The 19,568-nt window shown below is 64.8% G+C and carries 17 protein-coding genes, 1 tRNA gene and 1 riboswitch; of the genes, 8 read left to right on the top strand and 10 right to left on the bottom strand.

The window, feature by feature from the left end; translation table 11 throughout:
- Window positions 1-288 precede the first annotated feature (288 nt).
- Complete coding sequence (locus HGO92_RS00575; RefSeq protein ID WP_169990982.1) at window positions 289-3,111, bottom strand: WecB/TagA/CpsF family glycosyltransferase; 2,823 nt, start codon at window positions 3,109-3,111, stop codon at window positions 289-291.
- A gap of 311 nt (window positions 3,112-3,422) precedes the next feature.
- Here HGO92_RS00575 and HGO92_RS00570 point away from each other — a divergent pair.
- From HGO92_RS00570 to HGO92_RS00560, 3 genes are all read left to right on the top strand, one after another.
- Window positions 3,423-3,494, top strand: a tRNA-Gln gene (locus tag HGO92_RS00570).
- 100 nt (window positions 3,495-3,594) lie between these two features.
- Window positions 3,595-5,091, top strand: coding sequence for a bifunctional UDP-N-acetylglucosamine diphosphorylase/glucosamine-1-phosphate N-acetyltransferase GlmU (glmU, locus tag HGO92_RS00565; RefSeq protein ID WP_346768795.1), 1,497 nt, complete (start codon window positions 3,595-3,597; stop codon window positions 5,089-5,091).
- Window positions 5,088-6,068 (top strand): ribose-phosphate diphosphokinase, encoded by a 981-nt coding sequence (locus tag HGO92_RS00560; protein ID WP_169990981.1) that lies wholly within the window; start codon window positions 5,088-5,090, stop codon window positions 6,066-6,068. Before glmU ends, HGO92_RS00560 begins: the two co-directional genes overlap by 4 nt.
- 40 nt (window positions 6,069-6,108) lie before the next feature.
- Here the strand turns inward: HGO92_RS00560 and HGO92_RS00555 are convergent, their stop codons facing one another.
- Together HGO92_RS00555 and HGO92_RS00550 are read right to left on the bottom strand one after the other, a co-directional pair.
- Window positions 6,109-6,459 (bottom strand): hypothetical protein, encoded by a 351-nt coding sequence (locus HGO92_RS00555; RefSeq protein ID WP_169990980.1) that lies wholly within the window; start codon window positions 6,457-6,459, stop codon window positions 6,109-6,111.
- A gap of 104 nt (window positions 6,460-6,563) precedes the next feature.
- Window positions 6,564-7,502, bottom strand: coding sequence for a prolipoprotein diacylglyceryl transferase (locus tag HGO92_RS00550; RefSeq protein ID WP_169990979.1), 939 nt, complete (start codon window positions 7,500-7,502; stop codon window positions 6,564-6,566).
- 2 nt (window positions 7,503-7,504) lie between these two features.
- Window positions 7,505-7,677, bottom strand: a riboswitch (cyclic di-AMP (ydaO/yuaA leader).
- Between the two features lie 619 nt (window positions 7,678-8,296).
- Between HGO92_RS00550 and HGO92_RS00545 the strand changes: the two genes are divergently transcribed.
- Both HGO92_RS00545 and HGO92_RS00540 read left to right on the top strand, forming a co-directional pair.
- The gene (locus HGO92_RS00545; protein ID WP_169990978.1) at window positions 8,297-10,582 is read left to right on the top strand and encodes a hypothetical protein; all 2,286 of its coding nucleotides are present in this window, start codon (window positions 8,297-8,299) and stop codon (window positions 10,580-10,582) included.
- A gap of 137 nt (window positions 10,583-10,719) precedes the next feature.
- A complete protein-coding gene (locus HGO92_RS00540) occupies window positions 10,720-11,211 on the top strand; it encodes a hypothetical protein (RefSeq protein WP_169990977.1) in 492 nt (163 codons plus the stop codon).
- Window positions 11,212-11,233: 22 nt separating this feature from the next.
- Here HGO92_RS00540 and HGO92_RS00535 read toward each other — a convergent pair whose 3' ends face one another.
- From HGO92_RS00535 to HGO92_RS00510, 6 genes are all read right to left on the bottom strand, one after another.
- Window positions 11,234-11,587, bottom strand: a complete 354-nt coding sequence (locus HGO92_RS00535; RefSeq protein WP_169990976.1) for a GNAT family N-acetyltransferase — start codon at window positions 11,585-11,587, stop codon at window positions 11,234-11,236.
- 183 nt (window positions 11,588-11,770) lie between these two features.
- Window positions 11,771-13,036 (bottom strand): ArgE/DapE family deacylase, encoded by a 1,266-nt coding sequence (locus tag HGO92_RS00530; protein WP_169990975.1) that lies wholly within the window; start codon window positions 13,034-13,036, stop codon window positions 11,771-11,773.
- 34 nt (window positions 13,037-13,070) lie between these two features.
- Window positions 13,071-13,811 carry an RraA family protein gene (locus tag HGO92_RS00525; protein WP_240974321.1) on the bottom strand — a complete coding sequence of 247 codons (741 nt, stop codon included), beginning with the start codon at window positions 13,809-13,811 and terminating at the stop codon, window positions 13,071-13,073.
- A 3-nt stretch (window positions 13,812-13,814) separates the two neighbouring features.
- Window positions 13,815-14,207 carry a RidA family protein gene (locus HGO92_RS00520; RefSeq protein WP_346768794.1) on the bottom strand — a complete coding sequence of 131 codons (393 nt, stop codon included), beginning with the start codon at window positions 14,205-14,207 and terminating at the stop codon, window positions 13,815-13,817.
- A complete protein-coding gene (locus tag HGO92_RS00515; protein WP_240974320.1) occupies window positions 14,204-15,592 on the bottom strand; it encodes an MFS transporter in 1,389 nt (462 codons plus the stop codon). Before HGO92_RS00515 ends, HGO92_RS00520 begins: the two co-directional genes overlap by 4 nt.
- 299 nt (window positions 15,593-15,891) lie before the next feature.
- Window positions 15,892-16,707, bottom strand: coding sequence for a class I SAM-dependent methyltransferase (locus HGO92_RS00510; protein ID WP_169990973.1), 816 nt, complete (start codon window positions 16,705-16,707; stop codon window positions 15,892-15,894).
- 181 nt (window positions 16,708-16,888) lie between these two features.
- Here HGO92_RS00510 and HGO92_RS00505 point away from each other — a divergent pair, with 181 nt between their 5' ends.
- The 3 genes from HGO92_RS00505 to HGO92_RS00495 all read left to right on the top strand — a co-directional run bounded on the left by HGO92_RS00505 (window position 16,889) and on the right by HGO92_RS00495 (window position 18,331).
- Entirely contained in the window at window positions 16,889-17,569 is a 681-nt protein-coding gene (locus HGO92_RS00505; protein WP_169990972.1) for a winged helix-turn-helix transcriptional regulator, read from the top strand.
- A 127-nt stretch (window positions 17,570-17,696) separates the two neighbouring features.
- A complete protein-coding gene (locus tag HGO92_RS00500; protein WP_169990970.1) occupies window positions 17,697-17,972 on the top strand; it encodes a hypothetical protein in 276 nt (91 codons plus the stop codon).
- On the top strand, window positions 17,969-18,331 hold the full coding sequence (locus HGO92_RS00495) for a ribbon-helix-helix protein, CopG family (protein WP_169990969.1): 363 nt from the start codon (window positions 17,969-17,971) through the stop codon (window positions 18,329-18,331). Before HGO92_RS00500 ends, HGO92_RS00495 begins: the two co-directional genes overlap by 4 nt.
- A gap of 27 nt (window positions 18,332-18,358) precedes the next feature.
- Here the strand turns inward: HGO92_RS00495 and HGO92_RS00490 are convergent, their stop codons facing one another.
- On the bottom strand, window positions 18,359-19,534 hold the full coding sequence (locus HGO92_RS00490) for a helix-turn-helix domain-containing protein (protein WP_169990967.1): 1,176 nt from the start codon (window positions 19,532-19,534) through the stop codon (window positions 18,359-18,361).
- Window positions 19,535-19,568: the final 34 nt, after the last annotated feature.

Genomic DNA, 19,568 nt, shown 5'->3' with positions numbered 1-19,568 from the left:
TGTTGCCTCGGTGGTGATCGTAGTCATGGAGCCTGGCGGGGAGCGCTGCAACTCGTTCGGGGTTGGGCTGTTTGCACCACGCTAATGGGCACTACCCGGCTTTTGAGGAATAGGGTTTTGGGTAGGCCACATTCCTCGATCATGGTGCGGTTGAAGTGTTCGTCTTTGCCGTTGGTCTGACCAAGACCTCCGTTTGTGGACGCTCTTAAACAAGTCCCACTCCACGCGGAGGTCTTCTTTATGTCCCCCTGCCACGCCGAACATCCCTAACGTCCGTGGGGAATGCAGCTAGGACACAGGTATAGTCCGTCTGCTCGTGTCGTCCCGTTCCCAGGCCGCTTTCTCCCCGTGCTTTCGGGAAACCCGCGCCGCCGCCACAAAGCACGCGTAGATGGCGGCATTCAGAGCGCTGGCTGGGCCCCGGACGGAGTTGAGCAGTTCCCTCAGTGTTCGGCGTGTGGCCACGCCTCCGGCTCCGAGGGATGCTTGTGGTCGTGCAACATGGCCGACAGGGTGCTCTGAGCGGGCGGCAGGCAAGGAAGCGGTGAATCCGCGCTGCCGTAGCTCTGCTTGACCGCGGTAGTTGCGCTGCAGGATCGCCAGCAGGCCCTGAATATCACGAGGTGTCCTGACCGAGACCGGGGGAGCGTGCACCACTGCCTTTTCGGCGCGGGTGAATGACTCATCCACGAGGAGGTCGTCGGCGGTTATCGTTGGGAACTCGCCGAACCGCTGGTGTCCGGCCTCCGTCAGGCCATAAACCCCGGCGCCCCATAGCGCCTGAGCTGTGGACGGTATGCGGCGCCGTGCGCGGTAGAAGGCCTTGACCGGCCAGGAGGCGCCAGCCGTGTCATACCGGAAGGCCGGCCGGGCGGCGAGAACATCACCGCGGCCGAGGCGGTCCAACACCATGCGCAGTGCGGCCGGACTGATCTCGATGTCCGCGTCCAGATACAGTCGCGGCCACCGGGACGCGGCAGCGTCTGCCGCATTGAGCGCCGCAGTCTTGGAGGCCTGGCCGAGCTCGAGGACGCGTACGCCGTCGTACTCTTTGGCAATTTGCGCCGTATTGTCGGTGCAGCCGTTGCAGGCGACGATCACTTCGACCTTGCCCGTGGCCAGCACCGGCACAAGCCGGTCAAGGGCGTTCGAGATGACCGCTCCCTCGTTATGGGCCGGAATGATGACTGCGCCCGGCGGGAAGTGTTCGAGCAGGTGCGCCGTGCGCTCGGCGGCCGTGGGGCCGGGGAGCGCATCCCAGCTGTGCTCGTTCAGGACGGTGCGCAGGATTCCGCGCCGGGACGGCTTGAAGCAGCGCAGGACTTCGGCGAGGACAACGGCAGAGCGGAACCACGCGGCGTAGCGGCGGGAGTGATACTTGCGGACGTAGCGGATCCGGTTGACCGCCATGAGCGCGTTGAGCTTGGGCGAGGAGCCGGAACCGCCCTGCTGGTGCGTCATTACGGAAGAGGGCTCGTACCAGATGGCTTCGCCAAACTCCCTGGCGCGGCGGAAATAATCCACTTCCTCCGAGTACAGGAAGAACTGTTCGTCCCAGTCGCCGAGCCGTTCTGCGACATCGGCCCGGACCAGAAGTGCGGCGCCGGTTGCCCACTGAACCCTGTGCGGGTGACGGTAGCTTTCGGCGTCGTAATCCATCTCCGCCAGCCACGCAGGACGGGTGGGAAACCTGCTGCCGAACAACGCATCGCCAAATGCTCTGACGATTGTCGGTTCCCGCCGCAGGGAGGGGTAAGTAGCGCCGTCGCTTTCTAGCAGCTGCGGCACCACTATCCCCGCGCCGGATCTGACCATCCTACGGTGGAGAGCCCTGATGGCGCCCGGCTCCACCACCATGTCCGGGTTGAGGACTAGCACGGAGGCGCCGCCGCCTGGCAGGTGCATCGCGGCGTTGATGCCGCCGGCGTAGCCCAGATTTCCGCCAGTGGGCAAGGCGTAAACGTCGGGAAAGTCTGCAAGAGCATGCAGGGTGCCGTCCGGAGAATCATTATCGGCGACAACGACCCGCAAGCGGACGGATTGGGCCTCCTGCCGCAGCCCCTTGATCAGCCCGGCGAGGGCGTCGGCACTGTTGTAGGTCACTACATAAACAACGACGTCGGCGGGCTCGCCGAGGGGGACGAAGGAGCCATCCGGATTGCCACCCGAGGCAGGTGTCGGCAGGGTGGCGGAGTGGCCTGGAGCGTCGGCATCCGTAGCCAGCAGCGAACTGTGGCGGCGCAACTGGATCAGGCTGGGCGGGTCATCGACAAGGTAGCGGCGGGCGAGGCGCCGAGGTTCAAGCGCGAGCCGCCATGCCCATTCCAAGCTATGCTCGCTGGCCCACTTCGGCGCACGCCGGACGCTGCCAGCCAAGAAGTCAACCACCGCGCCGAATGCCAACAGAACATTTGCTCCTGTATATGGACCGTACTCTGCGATCCACAGTTCCTGCCTTGGCTTGCCCAGCCCCACCACCAGTAACTGAGTTCCGGAGGCAGCGATGACGTCCGCGAGCTCAAGCGAAGCAGCATGATCCGACAGTACGGACCGGTCCGGGGACCACATACCCGATACCAGCAGATTGGGCCTGGTGCGGGTCAAGCGCCTGGATAATAACCGCTGGATGATGGGGGATCCGCCGAGGAACCCTACGCTTATCTCTTCCTCCTCGGCCGCATCGAGCAAGGGCCCAATCAGGTCGCTGCCCGCGAGTCGTGGCCAGGAGCGTCCCGTCAACTGCCCGGCCTGGGTGACGAGCGGGGCACCATCAAGGAGCGTCAGCCAGTCGGCAGAAGGAGCCATCCGACTGGTGGCTGGCTCGACCTCCGGCCTGTAGCCCAAATCCGGCCTGGCCAAGCGGTAGTCCAAGGTGTCGTGCCAGCGTCCATCGCTGCCGAACTGGGCTATGTGGTCAAGGTTGGCGGAAACGACCGCCAGTGGGCGGCTGTCAGAGACTAACGGCAAGGTCCCTGAGGATCCGCCGCTAGCCGGACCGGCGTTGTCCGCCCGCACGCCAATGCCCTTCGCAGCCCGTTCCTTGATCTGGCTTACCGCTTCATCGAAGTCCAGCAGGTCCACTGCCACACCACCAAGATTTACGCGTTGCATATTTCCCCAAACTCCAGTGCGGCACCCAGATCAACCCCCCAATAGGTTGCCGGGACAAGGCCGCATAGGCGTCCCAATCTAACGGCAATTAGCGGAAGCGGCTAGGGCCTTTTAGTCCATATGGCGGGCATTTTTCGTTTCAAGCCCGTCCCAATCGTTTAACTCATGCTCAATGACTCATGTTCGACATGTTGGGCGGCCGGTAGGCCTGCGCGGACATGCGAGACGTGCACACCGAGGTAGCTAAGTGGGCTCAAGTCGCGCGGAACTCGGCAAACGTGGCAAAATGATTTCTTGTGCCCCCGGCACGGTCCGCCCTGGTGTAATGGCAGCACCCCAGCCTTTGGAGCTGTGGAGTATAGGTTCGAATCCTATGGGCGGAACGAGGACCCTCTGGTAAACGGAGCAAGTCCCGGCAAGTAGCATGGCGTTAACCCTTGCTTAGCTTTGACACGGATTCAGTCCGGGTAGGAGTGCCACTTCGTGAGCCCCCAAGACAACAGTCCAGACAACGCAGTACCGGTGATCCAGCCGGCCGCAGTCATCGTTCTCGCCGCAGGCGCGGGCACCCGGATGAAGTCGCAGAAACCCAAGATCCTCCACGAAATCGGCGGGATTTCCATGGTCGGCCACGCGCTGGCCGCGGCCCGGGGCCTCGAGCCCAAGGTGCTGGCCGCCGTCGTACGCCATGAGCGCGACCGCGTGGCAGCCCACATCCAGGAGCTGGATCCGGATGCGCTGATTGTGGACCAGGACGAGATTCCCGGCACCGGCCGCGCGGTGGAAGCCGCGCTCGAAGCCCTCCCCGCGGACCTCGAGGGCACGGTTGTGGTGACCTACGGCGATGTTCCGTTGCTCACAACCGCCCTGCTGCAGGAGCTGGTCCGGACCCACACTCAGGACAGCAACGCGGTGACCGTGCTGACCGCGGTGCTCGACGACGCCGCCGGCTACGGGCGGATTGTCCGCACCGGTGACGGCACCGTGCAGGGCATTGTGGAGCACAAGGATGCCACCGATGCGCAGCGCGAAATCCGCGAGATCAACTCCGGCATCTACGCGTTCGACGCGAAGGTCCTGCGCGATGCGCTCAAGGAGATCACCACGGACAATGCGCAGGGCGAGAAGTACCTCACGGACGTGCTCGGCCGGGCTAGCGACGGCGGGGGCCGGGTGGCAGCGGTGGTCACCACCGACCGCTGGCAGGTTGAGGGCGCGAACGACCGCGTCCAGCTGGCGCAACTCGGCGCGGAGCACAACAAGCGCGTACTTGAGGCCGCCATGCGTTCGGGCGTGAGCATCGTCGATCCGGCCACCACCTGGATCGATTCCACCGTCACGTTCGGCACGGACGTCACGCTGCTGCCCGGCACCCAACTGCACGGCAGCACGCACCTGGCGACGGACGCCGTCGTTGGTCCCGATTGCACCCTGACCAACGTCACGGTGGGCGAGGGCGCCAAGGTCATCCGCACGCACGGTTCGGACAGCCGGATCGGCCCGAAGGCGACGGTGGGTCCGTTCACCTACCTGCGCCCGGGCACGCAGCTGGGGGAGAAGGGCAAGATCGGCGCCTTCTACGAGACCAAGAACGTCATCATCGGCAAGGGCTCGAAACTGAGCCACCTCGGTTACGCCGGGGATGCCGAGATCGGCGAGAACTCGAACATTGGCTGCGGCAACATCACCGCCAATTACGACGGCGTGGCCAAGCACCGTACGATCATCGGCTCCGAGGTCCGCACCGGATCGAACACCGTCTTCGTTGCACCCGTTCAGGTGGGCGACGGCGCGTATTCGGGCGCGGGCGCGGTGCTCCGCAAGGACGTTCCGGCCGGCGCGCTGGCACTGAACGTCTCAGCCCAGCGCAACATCGAAGGCTGGGTCCAGCAGAACCGTGCAGGCACTGCAGCTGCAAAGGCGGCCGATGCCGCTGCTTCTTCCCAAACCCCCACCAATGCAGAAAGTGATCATTCATGACCGGAATTAAGGCCCAGGGCGAAAAGAGGCTGGTCCTTGCCTCAGGCAGGGCACACCCGGAACTCGCCAAAGAGATCGCCAAAGAGCTCGAGATCGATCTGCTTCCCACCAGCGCGTACGACTTCGCCAACGGTGAGATCTACGTCCGCTTCGAGGAAAGTGTCCGCGGCACCGACGTCTTTGTGATCCAGGCACACCCGGCCCCGATCAACGAATGGCTCATGGAGCACCTGATCATGGTGGACACGCTCAAGCGGGCCTCCGCCAAGCGCATCACCGTGATCGCCCCGTTCTACCCGTACGCCCGGCAGGACAAGAAGCACCGCGGCCGCGAGCCGATCTCGGCCCGCCTGGTTGCGGACATGTACAAGACCGCCGGCGCCGACCGTCTGATCTCGGTGGACCTGCACACCGCGCAGATCCAGGGCTTCTTCGACGGCCCGGTGGACCACCTGATGGCCATCCCGCTGCTGGCCGACTACGTCCGCACCCGCGTGGACCTGGACAACGTCACCGTGGTCTCCCCGGACACCGGCCGTGTCCGCGTGGCCGAGCAGTGGGCCGAGCGCCTCGGCGGTGCCCCGCTGGCCTTCGTGCACAAGTCGCGCGACGTCAACGTGCCCAACCAGGCCGTGGCCAAGACGGTTGTCGGTCAGGTTGAGGGCCGCGAATGCGTGCTGATCGACGACATGATCGACACCGGCGGCACCATCGCCGGCGCCGTCCAGGTGCTCATGAACGCCGGAGCCAAGGACGTCATCATCGCCTCCACCCACGCCGTCTTCTCGGACCCGGCGGCCCGCCGCTTGGCCGAGTCCGGCGCCCGCGAAGTGGTGGTCACCAATACGCTGCCCATCACCGCGGACAAGCAGTTCGCGCAGCTGACCGTGCTGTCCATCGCTCCGCTGATCGCCCGTGCCATCAGCGAGGTGTTCGAGGACGGTTCCGTCACCAGCCTCTTCGATGGCAAGGCCTAAGCCCCAGCCCTAACTAACTGCGCGGCGTCGGCCGGTCTCCTTAAGACCCGGCCGGCGCCGCGTCGTCGTTGTTTGCTGCAGTCCTCTCGCCCAAGGAGGTCTTGCGCACCGGATCGGTCCGCCGCTGCACGGCGGAGGCCCACACCCAGGTTGTCCGCCTGGTGCCGGCGTCCTCCCAGGTCACCTGCACAGCCCGCGACGTCCAGCCGAACGCCTCGCCCTGGACCAGCTCGGCGGCACCGGGAAAACGGATCCACGCCCACACCGGCACGCCCGGCACTACCCGGGTCACCTTGTGGTGCTCGAGATCCAGTTCCTCGGCGGTCAGCGATACCGCCTCCGCACGCTTCGCGTAACGGGCTGCCATCCGCGCCGCAGAATCCCGGTCCATACATCAAGAGTAGAACACATATTCGAAAAGTGGGAAGGATGGCGGAACGCATGTTCCGCCATCCTTCCCTTTATGCACACCAGCCCGCAGGGGTGGGTCAGGCTCTACCGGCTGCTGCGATTCTCCTCGTCCTCACCCAAGAGGATCCAGAGCCACTCTGCATCGTCGACGGTCCGGTCGGAATGCTGGCGATGCTTCTTCTTCTCTGCATCCCCGGTGGGCTTATCGGCAGTAGGCGAGGTCTCGGGTGATGGCCGTTCCTCCGGATCGGCGGCTTCGGTGGTCGGAACCGGTTCGACGGGCGCCGCCGAATTGCTGCGTACGCCTGACCTGGTGGGTTCGGTGTTGTCAGGCACGGCTCGTGCACTCTGCTTGGCCGGAGGGCTCGTGGCCGGACTTGTCGGTACCGCCGCGTCGGCCGTAGGCGAGGCCGTTGGTTTGGCTGTGTCCGTGGCTGTCGCATTGGCCTTTTCGGCAGCCTCCGTGGCAGCCGCAGTAGCTTTTCCAGCTGCATCCGTAGCGGCCTCGGTAGCGCCGGCAACCTTCTCTTTAGCGGCGCCCGTTGTCTTTTCGACGGCGCCGGTCAGCGGGGCGGCAGCCTCTCCCGTGGAGTCGGTGGCGAACTTCGTGGTCATTGGAGCGGGTCGCTCGGTAGCGTCCCCTCCGGGAGTCGGCTGGGTCGCGGCACTCGGAGTGACCTTTGTGTCCTGCTGCGCCGCCGCCGTGCTGTCTGTTGTCGGCCGGCTGAACGTCGGCTCAGCTTTATTGGACGGCGCGAAAATAGGCCAGGTCTTACCGGATGTCTGCAGTTGGGGGCGGCCTGCGTGAGCTTCCTGGGATCCGGACTGATCCAAGGGCAGGGCAGCCGCAGCAGCCACCGTGGCAACTACGGCCAGGCCGGTGAGCGCCCCAACGCTGCGGAAGGAGACGGCGGATGGTGCTTGGTCCTTGGCGCGGCGGCGGCCGCGGGCGAGACTGGTGACGCCATGCGACGAGACCGTGGGGCCGGCGCGCCGGCGCCCACGGGCAGAATAGTTCTTCACGGGATTCCTCTCTACACGCCTGCGAAGTTAGCTGTCGGATTCGAGACGGAGCATCTCGGCGCGGTCGGAACGCAGCAGAACGCCGCGGACAACTAACCGCACTTCACCCCAAGGCGCCGCTGGCGCCACTTCTGGTTCCTCCACCTCTGCCAGTGAAATTGAACGGACAGGTACGCTGGCAGAGCTCGGCGTGCGGACCCGGTCATAACCCTTCCCTAGGGCCATGGCGCGATTAAACGTATCGGCCACACTGAACCGTTACAAACCCGTGACATGTGTTTGTTGTCACCACCCTCGATGAAACTTTTCACCATATTATCCACTTGATGCATGGACTGTCCCTCGCTACGCATGCCCCTCACTGGTTATAAAACCGAGCCGGATTTCCGCGGTCATGCTTGCAGTGCAACGGTGACTGAAGCGCCGGACGAAGGAACTGCGCCCCGAGACCTTGCAAATACCTTGGAAAACGGCGCCAATCCGGCCGCGAGCAACGTTTATCCCTAGCGCCCGAACTGACCCCTCGCCTAGGCTAGCCGTACTTGGCAGCCACCACCGCCCTCCGTTGCCGGCGGCTGCCAGGGCACGAAGGCAACGGAGCAGGTTCTCAATGGTGAGGACCTTGGGGGAAGCAGTTTTCTTTATGAGGGACTGCACGTGTGGCAGCCCGTTGGGGAGCGGGCTGCCGCAGCGTCCGCATGGGCGCTCACGGCAATAAGGGACCAGGGGATGACGGTCCCACACTCGCACCTGCAACGGCACCCGACGTGTGCCGGTCTTTTTGGGGGAACAAGATGACAGACAAGCCAGCGCAGTCAGCGGCGTCCAATCCGAAACCGCCCAAGGAAGCGCGCCCGAAGAGGCGCGACGCCCTGAAGCGGCTGCGCGGAGGACTTGCTGCTGTGGCTGCGGGCTCGCTCATGTCGGCCGGCCTGGCCCTGCCTGTTCTAGCGGACGACGGCGGAGCAGAGTCATCGGGATCAGTCACCGAGATCGTGGGGCTGGCTGCGGCAGCCCCCGCCGAAGCCACGCTTGCCGGAACGGAAGACCCCTCGGCAGGAACAGGCGAACCCGCCGAAGCTGAAGTCGCGGAGGCGCCCGAACCCATTGAACCGGCGCCCGCCCCGGGCCAAGAACCGACCCCGGCTGCCGAAGATGCCGCGCCGGCCGTCCAGCCCGCCGCACCCCTGGCCGCGATCGCCGGCAGCGACGATGACGCCGGGCACGAAGACGAAGAAACCGAGACCGAGGACGAAGCCGAGCACGAAGAAGGTGAAGACGAAGAAGAAGCCGAGCACGAAGAGGGCGACCACGAGGACGAGGCCAGCCCGATCGTCGCCACCAAGAAGGCCAACTCGGTGGAGGCCCTCGGCGACGAGTCCGAAGGCCGCTGGTACATCAGCTACACCATCCAGGTAACCAACCAGCCCAACGGCGACGGCGACTACAAGGATGAGGAGGAATACACCCTCTCGGACACGCTCTCCTTCGGCCACGGCATCGAGGTTGAGAGGGCTACCTGGAGCAAGGGCGACAAGGAGAACCAATTCCAGGGCAACACGGCCGAACTCGCCAGTAAGGACGACGACGTCGAACTGGGCGAAGGCAAGAGCCACTTCTACCATGTGTACGCCACGGTCAAGGTGGCAGACGGCACCCCCGAATACGAGCTCACCTGCAAGGACGGTTATTCCGGCGGCCTGCTGAACAAGATCTACGTGGACGGAAACTACGCCGATTCCGCCTGTGCCGACATCCCGCACGCACCCAAGTACCGCGCCAGCTTCGAAGTCGATAAGAAGTGGGTCATCGACGGTGAAGAATTTGACCACGGCAGCCAGCCGGATGGCTTCGACGCCTGGCTCAAGCTCGGTCCGGACAGCGAGGAAGTCGCGGACGCAGCATGGGATACGCAGTACACCGACTTCTACAAGGGCGACTACGTCTACCTCAAAGAGGAAGCCAAGGTCCCTGAAGGCTGCTTGGTGGACTACCGCGAGGGCCTCGGCGAGCGGGAACTCATGGACAAGGACAGCGCCTTCACCGTCGTAAACCATGTTGAGTGTGAACAGAATCTGACCCTCGCCAAGGACATCGACCCCGAGGACTACTGGGACTACGCGGAGAAGTGGACGCTGACCGCTACCGCGGAGGGCGAGGATGAGCCCACGCTTGAGGGCACCTCGTGGGTGAGCGGCAGCGTGGATCCGGATGTCACCTACACCCTCGCCGAGGAAGCAGACTTCGACGGCGAGGACGAGTTCTCCGCCGGCGACTGGGTCTGCGAGCTGGTCTACGGCGAAGGCAAGGTCTACCAGGACGGCGACAAGCTCACGCCGTCGTACGGCCAGGACATCCGCTGCGTCATCGAGAACTCGCTCGACGCCGAGGGACTGGAAGTCGACAAGACCGCCGGAGAGGCGATCGACGTCGGCGCCGGCATCTGGGAAATCGAATACGAAGTCAGCGTGACCAACAATTCCAAGATCGCCTGGCGGGACTACCTTCTGACGGACACGCTGAAGTTCGGCGACGGCATCAGGGTCACCAATGCCGAATGGATTCGGGATAACGACGGCGAGGAAGGGGTTTGGGAGGATCCCGAAGAGGACGCCACAACCACCTTGGCGGACGGCCGCGGCATTGAACCCGACTCCACTGATCTCTACATCGTCTGGGCACGCGTGGTCGTCGATTCCGACGCCTCGGAGGACCAGCTGGACTGCCGGCTGGAAGAAGATGAAGGAACCGGCCTGCTGAACAAGGTCCTGCTCAACGGGAAGTACTCCGCCGAGGCCTGCGCCGAGGTCGAGGCTCCGGACGAGGAGACTCCGGCCAAGCCGAACCCGGAAACGGAAGAGCCGCCGGTCAGCCCCGAGGAGCCGCCGGTTGCGCAGGAGGAACCGCCGGCACCGGGTGCAGCGGCACCTAACCCCGAACCGGCGCCCGTCGTCTACCCGCAGGCAGGTGGCCTGGCTATGACGGGCACGGAATCCATCGGACTGGTTTCGGCGGCGCTGCTGCTGATGACAGCAGGAACCGCGGCTACCGTCTTCTCACGCCGGCGCCGCAAGGGCTAGGTAATCATCCGGCCATCCGGTCACGAATAACTTGAGGCCGTTGCCAGGCATCCCGCCCGGCAACGGCCTCAAGAATGTCCGATGAAGGAGCGGTTTTGGAACCGGCCGCAGGCTGCCGCAAGCCCTAGGATGAGCCTATGACGGTACCGGATGCAGTGATTGTCCAGCAGTCGGAATGGTGGAACATCCTCGAAGCTTTGGGCCCGCTGGCCACGCTGCTGGCAGCCGCCGTCGCCGGTTTCATCGCGTGGCAGGCGCTGAAGGAGCGGGCGCTGGCAGACCGCCGTTCCGAGTGGTGGTCGCGCGCGCAGTGGGCGTTGGACGCTTCCTTGTCAGCGGACATGGAACGCAAAGCGACCGGGCTGGGCGTGCTGGCGCTGCTGGCAAAAAGCCACTTGGCCACAGATGAAGAGATCGAAATCCTGGCCACGGCTGCCATCCGACCGCTGCAGGAAGCAGCGCTGCCCAAAGCGCTACCGGAGCGGGATGGCCAAGACCATTGCGTCAAAACCAACGCCGCCCGCTTGTGCGTGACCACTGATAAGCGTCTGGGCAGGGCCACTCCTGAATGGGTTTCAGATCTGGCAGCTTCCGGCCTTCCGCAGCCGGGTGCGGGTTCCGTGCAATAGGAACCCGCACCAGCAGAAAGGCTCAGGCTGCGGCAGTTGCGAGCTGCTTCGTTTTCTTGGGTGCGGGAACCGCGGTCAGGTGAAGGCGCCTGACCTCGTTGGGCGGAACCAGCTTCAGATACACAGGGTGTGCGGAGATGATCTTGCGGACCTCGTGGCAGAACGGGCGCACGGCCAGCCTCCTCTTGTGCGCATCGGCGAGAGCGTCGCGGATCAGGCGCTCGGCAAGGCCCTTGACCTCGCAGCTGTCGCTCACGGTTGTCCAGAGAAGCCACATCTCGCCGTCCTGGATCTGGTAGTGCAGTGACGCGGCCACCGCTCCGTCCACGTAGGCGTCGTATTGGGAAGCACCGAAATTATTGGTGATTACCTGCATGCCATCTCTCCTCTGTTCAAGAATTGATCCTGCTACAAGTTGAAGCCAAGCATGCTTACTATCCCTCATGCAACACGAAGAGCTGGTTTCGGGTCTTTCGAGGTCAAAATGCCGTTCCGGACACCCTCTGGACACCTGACCGTGATAAAGACGAGACTTCGTATCTGATCTCGGAACCGCCGCTCAGCCCGCGGTCGCCTCCTCCACGCCGCACCATTCCGCGATGAACAGGGCGATGGCCTTGGTGATCCGGCGGACGGACTCGATGTCCACACGTTCGTCGAACCCATGGATCGCCTCGGAGACCGGCCCGTAGACCAGGGTGGGAGTGTCGCCGTACAACGTGAACACCCGCCCGTCGAGGTAGCCCGGCGTTGTGAAGCTCTGCAACTCCTCGCCGAACGCCTCCCGGTGTGCGCCGGCCAGCACGGCTTCGGCATCAGAGCCTTCCTCCAGCACATAGCCTTCGGAATAGAAGCCGGTCTTGGTAGCGGTCAGCGGCAGCCCGGTGGAGTCGAGGCAATCCTGCAGTTCCTGCCAGGCCTGGTCCGCCGTCGTACCTGGGTAGATGGCCACGCGCACGTCGACCTCGCACCATGCCGGAACGCTGGAGGGCCAGTCGCCGCCGACGATTTTCCCGAAGTTGAAGTTGATCGGGTGCTCGAGGTCCTCGAAGTAGCGGTGGGAGCTCCGCTGCTCGTTCCACTTCTCCTCCAGCTTCCGGAGGCTGGACATCACTGTGTAGGCGGAGTCGATCGCGTTGAAACCGGTGGACATTTCGCGCGGATGGGTAGGTTCGCCGGCCACCCGTACCTTGAACCAGAGCACGCCGACGTTGGCCCGGACCAGCATGTTCTCTTCCGGTTCCGGGATGATCACTGCATCGGCGGTGTAGCCGCGGAGCAGGGCGGCCAGCGAACCGTTGCCGGTGCACTCTTCCTCCACCACCGACTGGACGATGATCTCGGCGGTCGGCGCCAGCCCTGCGGCGCGGACGGCGTCGAGCGCGAAGAGGTTGGCAACCAGCCCGGCCTTCATGTCGCCGGCACCGCGTCCGTACAGCCAACCGTCTTTCATCTCGGCGTGCCAGGGGGAGCGGGACCAGGTGTCCTCGGGCCCGGTGGGCACCACGTCCACGTGGCCGTTCAGGATCAGCGAACGCCCCGCCGTCGTCCGCGGTTTGTAGGTGCCGACCACGTTGACGCTGTTCTCGTAGGAGACGGTGGACGGGCCGTAGCCGACGTGGTTGCGCAGCTCCTCCGAGTCGATTTCCCAGCGGTCCATCTCCAGGCCGCGGGACTCCATCGCCCGGTAGAGCAGGTCCTGCGCGTCGGCCTCGTCCGCGCGCAGCGAGGGTTCGGAAATCAGCTCGGCGGTGAACGCGAGCTGCTCGTCGAACGCGGTGTCGACGGCGGCGAGGATGCGCCGTCTGATATCCGGATCCGGCATGGTTGCTCCTTCGGTCGAGGCTGGCGCGGGCGCGTTACTGGCCAAGGTACAGGATCCCGTCGAGCGGCTCACCGGCAGCAATCCGGTTGAGGATAGTCGGCTCTGCGGCATCGGATTCAACCGCTTGAAGTACGACGGCGGCGGCCACCTCGGGTGCCAGCACCACCACTCCGTTGTCGTCACCGAGGACAAGGTCGCCCGGCCGGACCGTGACACCGCCGACGCTCACGGGGACGCCGAACTCGGCCCGGCCCGACGCATGGCGCTTGGTAGTGCAGCAGGTGGTGCCGCGGGCAAACACTGGCAACGCCCCGCCGTCGTTCGCGTCATTGAGTTCCACCACGTCGGTGACCGGGCCGTCCACCAGGATGCCGGCCGCGCCGCGGGCACGGGCGGCGGCACCGGTAACCGCGCCGACCGGAGCGTGCTGCCGGTCGCCGTCCATGTCCAGCACCAGCACCTCGCCGGGCTGTAGGCGCAGCAGCGCGTGGTTGACCGCCACCGCATCGGCGTCGGGAATCCGGGCCGTGGAGGCAACGCCCACCATCCGGGCCCCCGGCACGATCGTGCGGATCTCGGAGGAGCAGAATCCCTCCTCGAGGAAGTGGCCCAGGGTCGGGAAGCTGACGCTGCGCAGCCGTTCCAGTAGCTCGGGCAGCTGCTGCGCCGGGCGCTCGGCCTGAGGCTCAGTCTCGACCTCAGCCTGAAGCTCGGTCTGCGCGGCCGGCTCGCCCAGGGTGGCGGCGGCAAGGGTTCCGGTGGCGGACATTTCCATTGGTTATTTCTCCTCTTGTGCGGGCACTACCGCCACGCATTCGATCTCCAGGCTCACGCCCCACAAGCTGACGCACACCGAGGTGCGCGCCGGCTTGTGGGGGCCGAAGAATTCCTCGTAGACCGCGTTGTATTCGGCCAGCTGGTCAGGTTCGGTCAGGTACGTGTTGACCTTGACCACGTGTTCCAGACCGGAGCCGGCTTCGATCAGCGCGGCCTCCAGATTCCGGATGGTCTGGCGGACCTGCTCGGCGAACGTCTCCGGCTGGTCCTCCAGACTGGACTTGGCGGGCACCTGTCCCGCGGTGAAGACAAAGCCGTTGGCGACGACCGCCTGCGAGTACGGGCCCACCGGCTCGATCGAGCCGGGGGCCGCGTGGATGCGCCGGATGGTCACCGGGCAACCTCTGCACTCTCAACCGAGCCGGTCGGAGCGTCATCGCTCTCGCTGGACGGGGCTGCCTCAACGGCGTCGATGTTGCCGTGCCGGGTCTCGGTCAGCAGGTACAGCGCAACCAGGGACAGTACGGCGGCACCCATCACGTACCAGGCGATGGAGGAGCTTTGGCCGGTGGCGGCGAGCAGGGCTACCGTGATGGCCGGGGTGGCGGCCGAACCCAGCAGGCCGGAGAGCATGTAGGAGACGGACAGACCGGAGTAGCGCACCTTGGAGCCGAACAGCTCGGCCAGGAAGGTGGCGATCGGGCCGTAGTTGGCGGAGAAGGCCAGCATCATGAGGCCGTAGCCGACGAACATCAGCGGCACGGATCCGGTGTCCATCAGCCAGAACATCGGGAAGGCCAGCAGTGCCTCTGCGGCTACACCGGCGAAGATGATTGGCTTGCGGCCCACGCGGTCGGAGAGCCGGCCGAAGAACGGGATGGCGACGAAGGCCAGGACGCAGGCGAACATGACCGCCCAGAGCATCGTGTCGCTGGAATGTCCCAGTTCGGTGGTGCCGTAGTTGACGCCGGAGGCGACCAGCAGGGTGAAGGTGCTGCCGGTGGAGAGGGTGGCGACGCCGCCGAGGATGACCTGCTTCCAGTACTTGCGCATCAGGTCGGCAAACGGGATCTTCGCCTTGGCACCGGTCTCGCGGACCTTCTGGAAGGACGGGGTCTCTTCGATGTTCAGCCGGATGTAGATGCCCACGCCCACCAGGACGGCCGAGAGCAGGAACGGTACGCGCCAGCCCCAGCTGAGCAGGTCGGCCTCGGACAGGTTGGCGGCCACCAGCAGGAAGGCCACGTTGGCAATCAGGGTACCTACGGGCACGCCGATCTGGACCATGGAGCCGTAGAAACCGCGCTTGTTTTCCGGCGCATGCTCCACGGTCATCAGGACCGCGCCGCCCCATTCGCCGCCGAGGGCCAGGCCCTGGATCAGGCGCAGAGTCAGCAGCAGCAGGGGAGCTGCGATGCCGATGGTGTTGAAGTCCGGCACCAGGCCGATGGCGAAGGTCGCCGCGCCCATCGCGATCAGCGAGATCAGCAGCATGGACTTGCGGCCCACGCGGTCGCCGAAGTGGCCGAAGAGGATGGCACCGACCATGCGGGCCAGGTAGGCGGACGCGAAGGTGAGGAAGGAGAGGAGGGTGCCGATGGCGCCGTCGAGCTCGGGGAAGAAGATTCGGTTGAAGACCAGTGCGGACGCCGTTCCGAAGAGGAAGAGGTCGTACCATTCGACGGTGGTACCGATGACGCTGGCTGTGGAAATCTTGCGCATCTTTGCGCGGTCGAGTCGTGCACTTGTCGAAGCGCTTCGCGTGGCTGCAGAAGACATTCGTAAGCTCCAATGAGGAAGGGGTGAAGGTGCACCTGGCTCTGATTAGCCTGCGGTGCGGAACAAGCTGTTGTGCAAACCACTATCCTCGCGGCGTGGCGGGCGTCACAAGGAAGATCCACACATGTTTATCGGGCCAGCATTGGGCACATGCACATCGGCCTCCAGCCTCGCCCTTCCCTTCCCGCCAACTACTTCCTTTCAACCAACGACGACGGCGCGCCGCCCGCTTTGGGCGGCGCGCTCACCTTCCGCTGGGATCGCTTCTTCTGCTCAGGGGCGTTTCTGCCGAGGCCCGGTCACTTTTTGACGGCCGTGAACAGCAGATACTCCCATTCCATCTTGCCGTTGCCCAGGTTCGCACGTGCCAGTTCGGCGAGCTCGTCATCCAGCGCCTGCACCCGCTCCGGGCTGTCGGCGAGGTTGCGGTACGCGGTGATGGTGGGGCCGTAACAGGTCTTGAAGAATTCGCGGAACTCTTCCGGTGTGCCGAACCGGTCGACCATCAGCTTCTCCCGTTTCGCAACAACGTCTGTCACCCGGTCGCCCAGCAGCTCCCGCACGTGCTCCTCGTTGCCCCACAGTGGCGGCGGTTGTGCGCCTGGAGGCGGCGGCGGAGCGTACGGCTTCATGGTCTTGAACATTTGGCCGATAAAGCCCTCGGGTGTCCAATTGATCAGCCCGATTCTGCCTCCGGGCCGGAGGACGCGGACAAGTTCGTCGGCGCTGGCCTGATGGTTGGGAGTGAACATGATCCCCACACAGGAGATCGCGACGTCGAAGGAGCCGTCGTCGAACGGCAGGTTCTCGGCGTCGGCCTCCCGCCATTCGAGTGTCAGCCCATCGCCTTCCGCTTGCCGGCGGCCGGCATCCAGCAGCGCAGGCGTCAGGTCGGATGCCGTAACCCGGGCGCCGATCCGGGCTGCCGGAAGGGCTGCGTTGCCCGAGCCCGCGGCAATGTCCAGCACATCCTCGCCAGGGCGAATTCCACTTGCCACGACGAGTTCCGGGCCCAGCGCTGGTATGACTTCCGTGGCGACCGAGGGATAGTCGCCCAGGGCCCACATAGCCCGATGCTTTGCCTTGACCCCGTTGAGAACATCTTGATCGCTCATTGAACTTGCCCTTAGAGGTTAGCGGGCTTTTGACGGCCCTTTGTTGGTGGTACTTCAAGGATCGATCCGGGCAACGTCTGCGTCCAGTAACAGATCTGAACCGGGAGCGCTTCAAAATTTGTACTGGTGCGGCCAGCGGGTCGGGCGTTTACTGGAAGAGGCATCAAAGGGAGGTCAACCGATGTCCACATATGGCCAGTTCTGCCCGGTGGCCAAGGCCATGGAGTTGCTTGACGAGCGCTGGACCATGCTCGTTATCAGGGAGCTGCTGGCCGGAAGTTCGCGCTTCAATGACCTGCGCCGTGGCAACCCGAAGATGTCCCCTGCACTGCTGTCGAAACGGCTGCGCAGCCTCGAGCGTGCAGGCGTTGTTCGCAACACCGTGGTTGACGGTCGCAGCACCTACAGCCTCACGCCCAGCGGACAGGATCTCGCCGGCGTTGTTGCCGCGGTGGGCGCATGGGGCGTGCGCTGGATCAACCAACTCGGCCAGGAGGACCTCGATCCCCACCTACTGATGTGGGACATCCGGCGGACCGTGCCACTCGGGGAGTGGCCGCGCAGCCGCACCGTTGTCGCGTTCGAATTCAGCGACGTCCCGCCGCCGGCCGCACGCTGGTGGCTCAACGTCACCGGCGATGAGGCAGATGTCTGCGACTACGATCCGGGCTTCGAAGTCACGGCGACGGTCCGCACCGGGCTGCGCACCCTGACCGAAATCTGGCGCGGCGACCGGGACTGGCTGTCAGCGATCAGGTCGGGCTTGGTCAGCATTTCCGCCCCGACTACTGTGCAGCGCGCAGTCCCGGTTTGGCTGGGACAAGGCAACTTCGCAGCGGTAGCTCGGCCCGGCGTGCTTTAACCCGAAAGTTTCCCGCCAGCGCCAATAGCGGCTTCCATTGCCTCGCAGCAACGACTGCAGCGGCTCTTCTCTTCCACAGGCAAGCACATTGTCTTGCAATGCCCTAATATTGCAGGACAATATTAATATGGCGATCAGGTGGACGGAGAGCGCGGGTAAGCACGGTATTGACCGTTCTGATGCGCTGCACGCGATCCTGAACCAGATCTACCACATAGGGCAGTTCGATGAACCACGTGTAGGGAACAGCCGCCGGCCGGATCTGTTTATCGGCCCATCCAAAGACCGAAGCATGATCCTCGAAGTTATGGCGGTCATCACCCCTCCTGATGACATCTTGGTCTTTCACGTGATGGAGGCGCGGCGGAAAATCGTCGAAATTGCAGAAAGGGGAACGGAATGAGCACCAAGAAAGCTATGGAAAGCAACGAGGCGGAACTGAGCCCTCAGGAGCAGGAGCACTACGAGGAACTAGCGGCGTGGGCGGAAACCGCTGATATCGCACCGAATGCTCGCATAACCAAAGCCGAAGGCCCAGAAGCCGGACGGTCCCTGCTCGAAGCTGCACTCGGCTCGCCAGAGGCCGTCCGTCGTGCCGTTGGGAAACCCTCTTTGAGCAAGGAAGGCATTTCGCCTACTCGCTCCATCAGGCTCCCGAAGGAGTTGGACGCGCAGCTCGTTGCAAGGTCCGAGAGCGAACATCGCAAGCCGAGCGAAATTGTCCGGGACGCGCTGCGCGAATATCTAGGAAGGGCATCGTGACGTAGTCCGCAAGCGCGTGGGTTTTAATCACGCCCAGGCGACGACGGCGCGGGCGGCCTGCACCGGGACCATCAGGTCGATCCCGGTCAGTTCCTTGAAGCGGCGCATCCGGTTCAGGATGGTGTTGCGGTGGCAGTAGAGCCGGTCCGCCGTGGCGCTGACGCTGCCGTTGGCCAGGAAAGTGGAGACGGTCTCGCGCAGCCGCTCCATTTCATCCGGCCGGGCTGCGGCAAGCTGGACGTCCAGCCCGGCGCCAAGCTGCACGCCGAGCGCATCCATCCGCGCCCGGGCCAGCCGGATCCAGTGCCGCTCAATAGTGATGGGCTCCTGATCCTCCGGCGTGGCTAGATCCGACAGGGCGGCAGCGATGCGGCCGGCCGCGGCGAGATCCACTAGTCCGGCGTCGGCGGCAGCCAGTCCGCAGGGAAGGGAAGAGAGCCCGGCACCAAGAGCGCCGCGCAAACCGCCGCCGCGCGGTTCCTGCCAGAACAGGTAGGTGTACTCCTCGGCCTGGTGCAGGAACATGGACAGGCTTCGGTTGGGTGCCGCGGCCACTTTCCGGAGCCCAGCAGCCGGCTGCCCCTTGGCTGCGGCGATGGCGTAGGGCACGTCCGGCTTCAGGTTGAAGGCCTTGGCAAACCGATCGCGGGTTTCGGGCAGGCGGCCTTGGGCACCGAAGAGAGCTGAGATGAATTCCTGCCGGACACCGGCTTCCTCCTGGGCCATGCTCACGCGCGCCGCCAGGTAGCTGGAGTGCGTGGCCGTGGCGTAGTCGTCCACGACCCGCCAGACTTCCTCGGCCCGGTGGACCAGCAGGGCGGCGTCGTCGTTGTTCGAAATTTCCAGCAGCGTGGCCCAGATGATCGGGAAGTCCAGCCGGACGGCGGAGATGAGAGCCTCGGCCGGTAAGCCCTGGCGGGCGCGGCGGTTGCCCAGATCGGTAGCGAACTCCAGCAGCCGCGGGTAGTGCTCCTTGCCGGCCATCGCGTCCAGCGTCAGCTCGATCGCCTTCGCGGCCGCGGACTGCAGATCCTCGCCGGAAACGGCGTGCCCGGAGTACTCGGGGATGGCGCGCACCCGCTCGACGAACGTCTCCTGCATCCTGGGCAGCTTGTCCTTCAGCCCGCGCACTAGCTGCACCCAGCGGGCATCGTCGACGCGGGATGCGGGGGATGAGGCGGCACTGCCAGCGGGTGTGTGCATGAGCACAGTGTAGGGGAAATAAAGCGTTGGCTAT

Source organism: Crystallibacter degradans (assembly GCF_012952295.1).
Classification (GTDB): domain Bacteria; phylum Actinomycetota; class Actinomycetes; order Actinomycetales; family Micrococcaceae; genus Crystallibacter; species Crystallibacter degradans.
The sequence above is the reverse complement of the archived record's forward strand: the minus strand, read 5'-3'. Positions and strand labels throughout refer to the sequence as shown.

Coding starts and splice junctions, on each gene's coding strand:
- HGO92_RS00575 (WP_169990982.1), bottom strand. CDS start 3,111: ATGCAACGCGTAAATCTTGGTGGTGTGGCAGTGGACCTGCTGGACTTC.
- HGO92_RS00560 (WP_169990981.1), top strand. CDS start 5,088: ATGACCGGAATTAAGGCCCAGGGCGAAAAGAGGCTGGTCCTTGCCTCA.
- HGO92_RS00555 (WP_169990980.1), bottom strand. CDS start 6,459: ATGGACCGGGATTCTGCGGCGCGGATGGCAGCCCGTTACGCGAAGCGT.
- HGO92_RS00545 (WP_169990978.1), top strand. CDS start 8,297: ATGACAGACAAGCCAGCGCAGTCAGCGGCGTCCAATCCGAAACCGCCC.
- HGO92_RS00540 (WP_169990977.1), top strand. CDS start 10,720: ATGACGGTACCGGATGCAGTGATTGTCCAGCAGTCGGAATGGTGGAAC.
- HGO92_RS00535 (WP_169990976.1), bottom strand. CDS start 11,587: ATGCAGGTAATCACCAATAATTTCGGTGCTTCCCAATACGACGCCTAC.
- HGO92_RS00530 (WP_169990975.1), bottom strand. CDS start 13,036: ATGCCGGATCCGGATATCAGACGGCGCATCCTCGCCGCCGTCGACACC.
- HGO92_RS00525 (WP_240974321.1), bottom strand. CDS start 13,811: ATGGAAATGTCCGCCACCGGAACCCTTGCCGCCGCCACCCTGGGCGAG.
- HGO92_RS00515 (WP_240974320.1), bottom strand. CDS start 15,592: ATGTCTTCTGCAGCCACGCGAAGCGCTTCGACAAGTGCACGACTCGAC.
- HGO92_RS00510 (WP_169990973.1), bottom strand. CDS start 16,707: ATGAGCGATCAAGATGTTCTCAACGGGGTCAAGGCAAAGCATCGGGCT.
- HGO92_RS00505 (WP_169990972.1), top strand. CDS start 16,889: ATGTCCACATATGGCCAGTTCTGCCCGGTGGCCAAGGCCATGGAGTTG.
- HGO92_RS00500 (WP_169990970.1), top strand. CDS start 17,697: ATGGCGATCAGGTGGACGGAGAGCGCGGGTAAGCACGGTATTGACCGT.
- HGO92_RS00495 (WP_169990969.1), top strand. CDS start 17,969: ATGAGCACCAAGAAAGCTATGGAAAGCAACGAGGCGGAACTGAGCCCT.
- HGO92_RS00490 (WP_169990967.1), bottom strand. CDS start 19,534: ATGCACACACCCGCTGGCAGTGCCGCCTCATCCCCCGCATCCCGCGTC.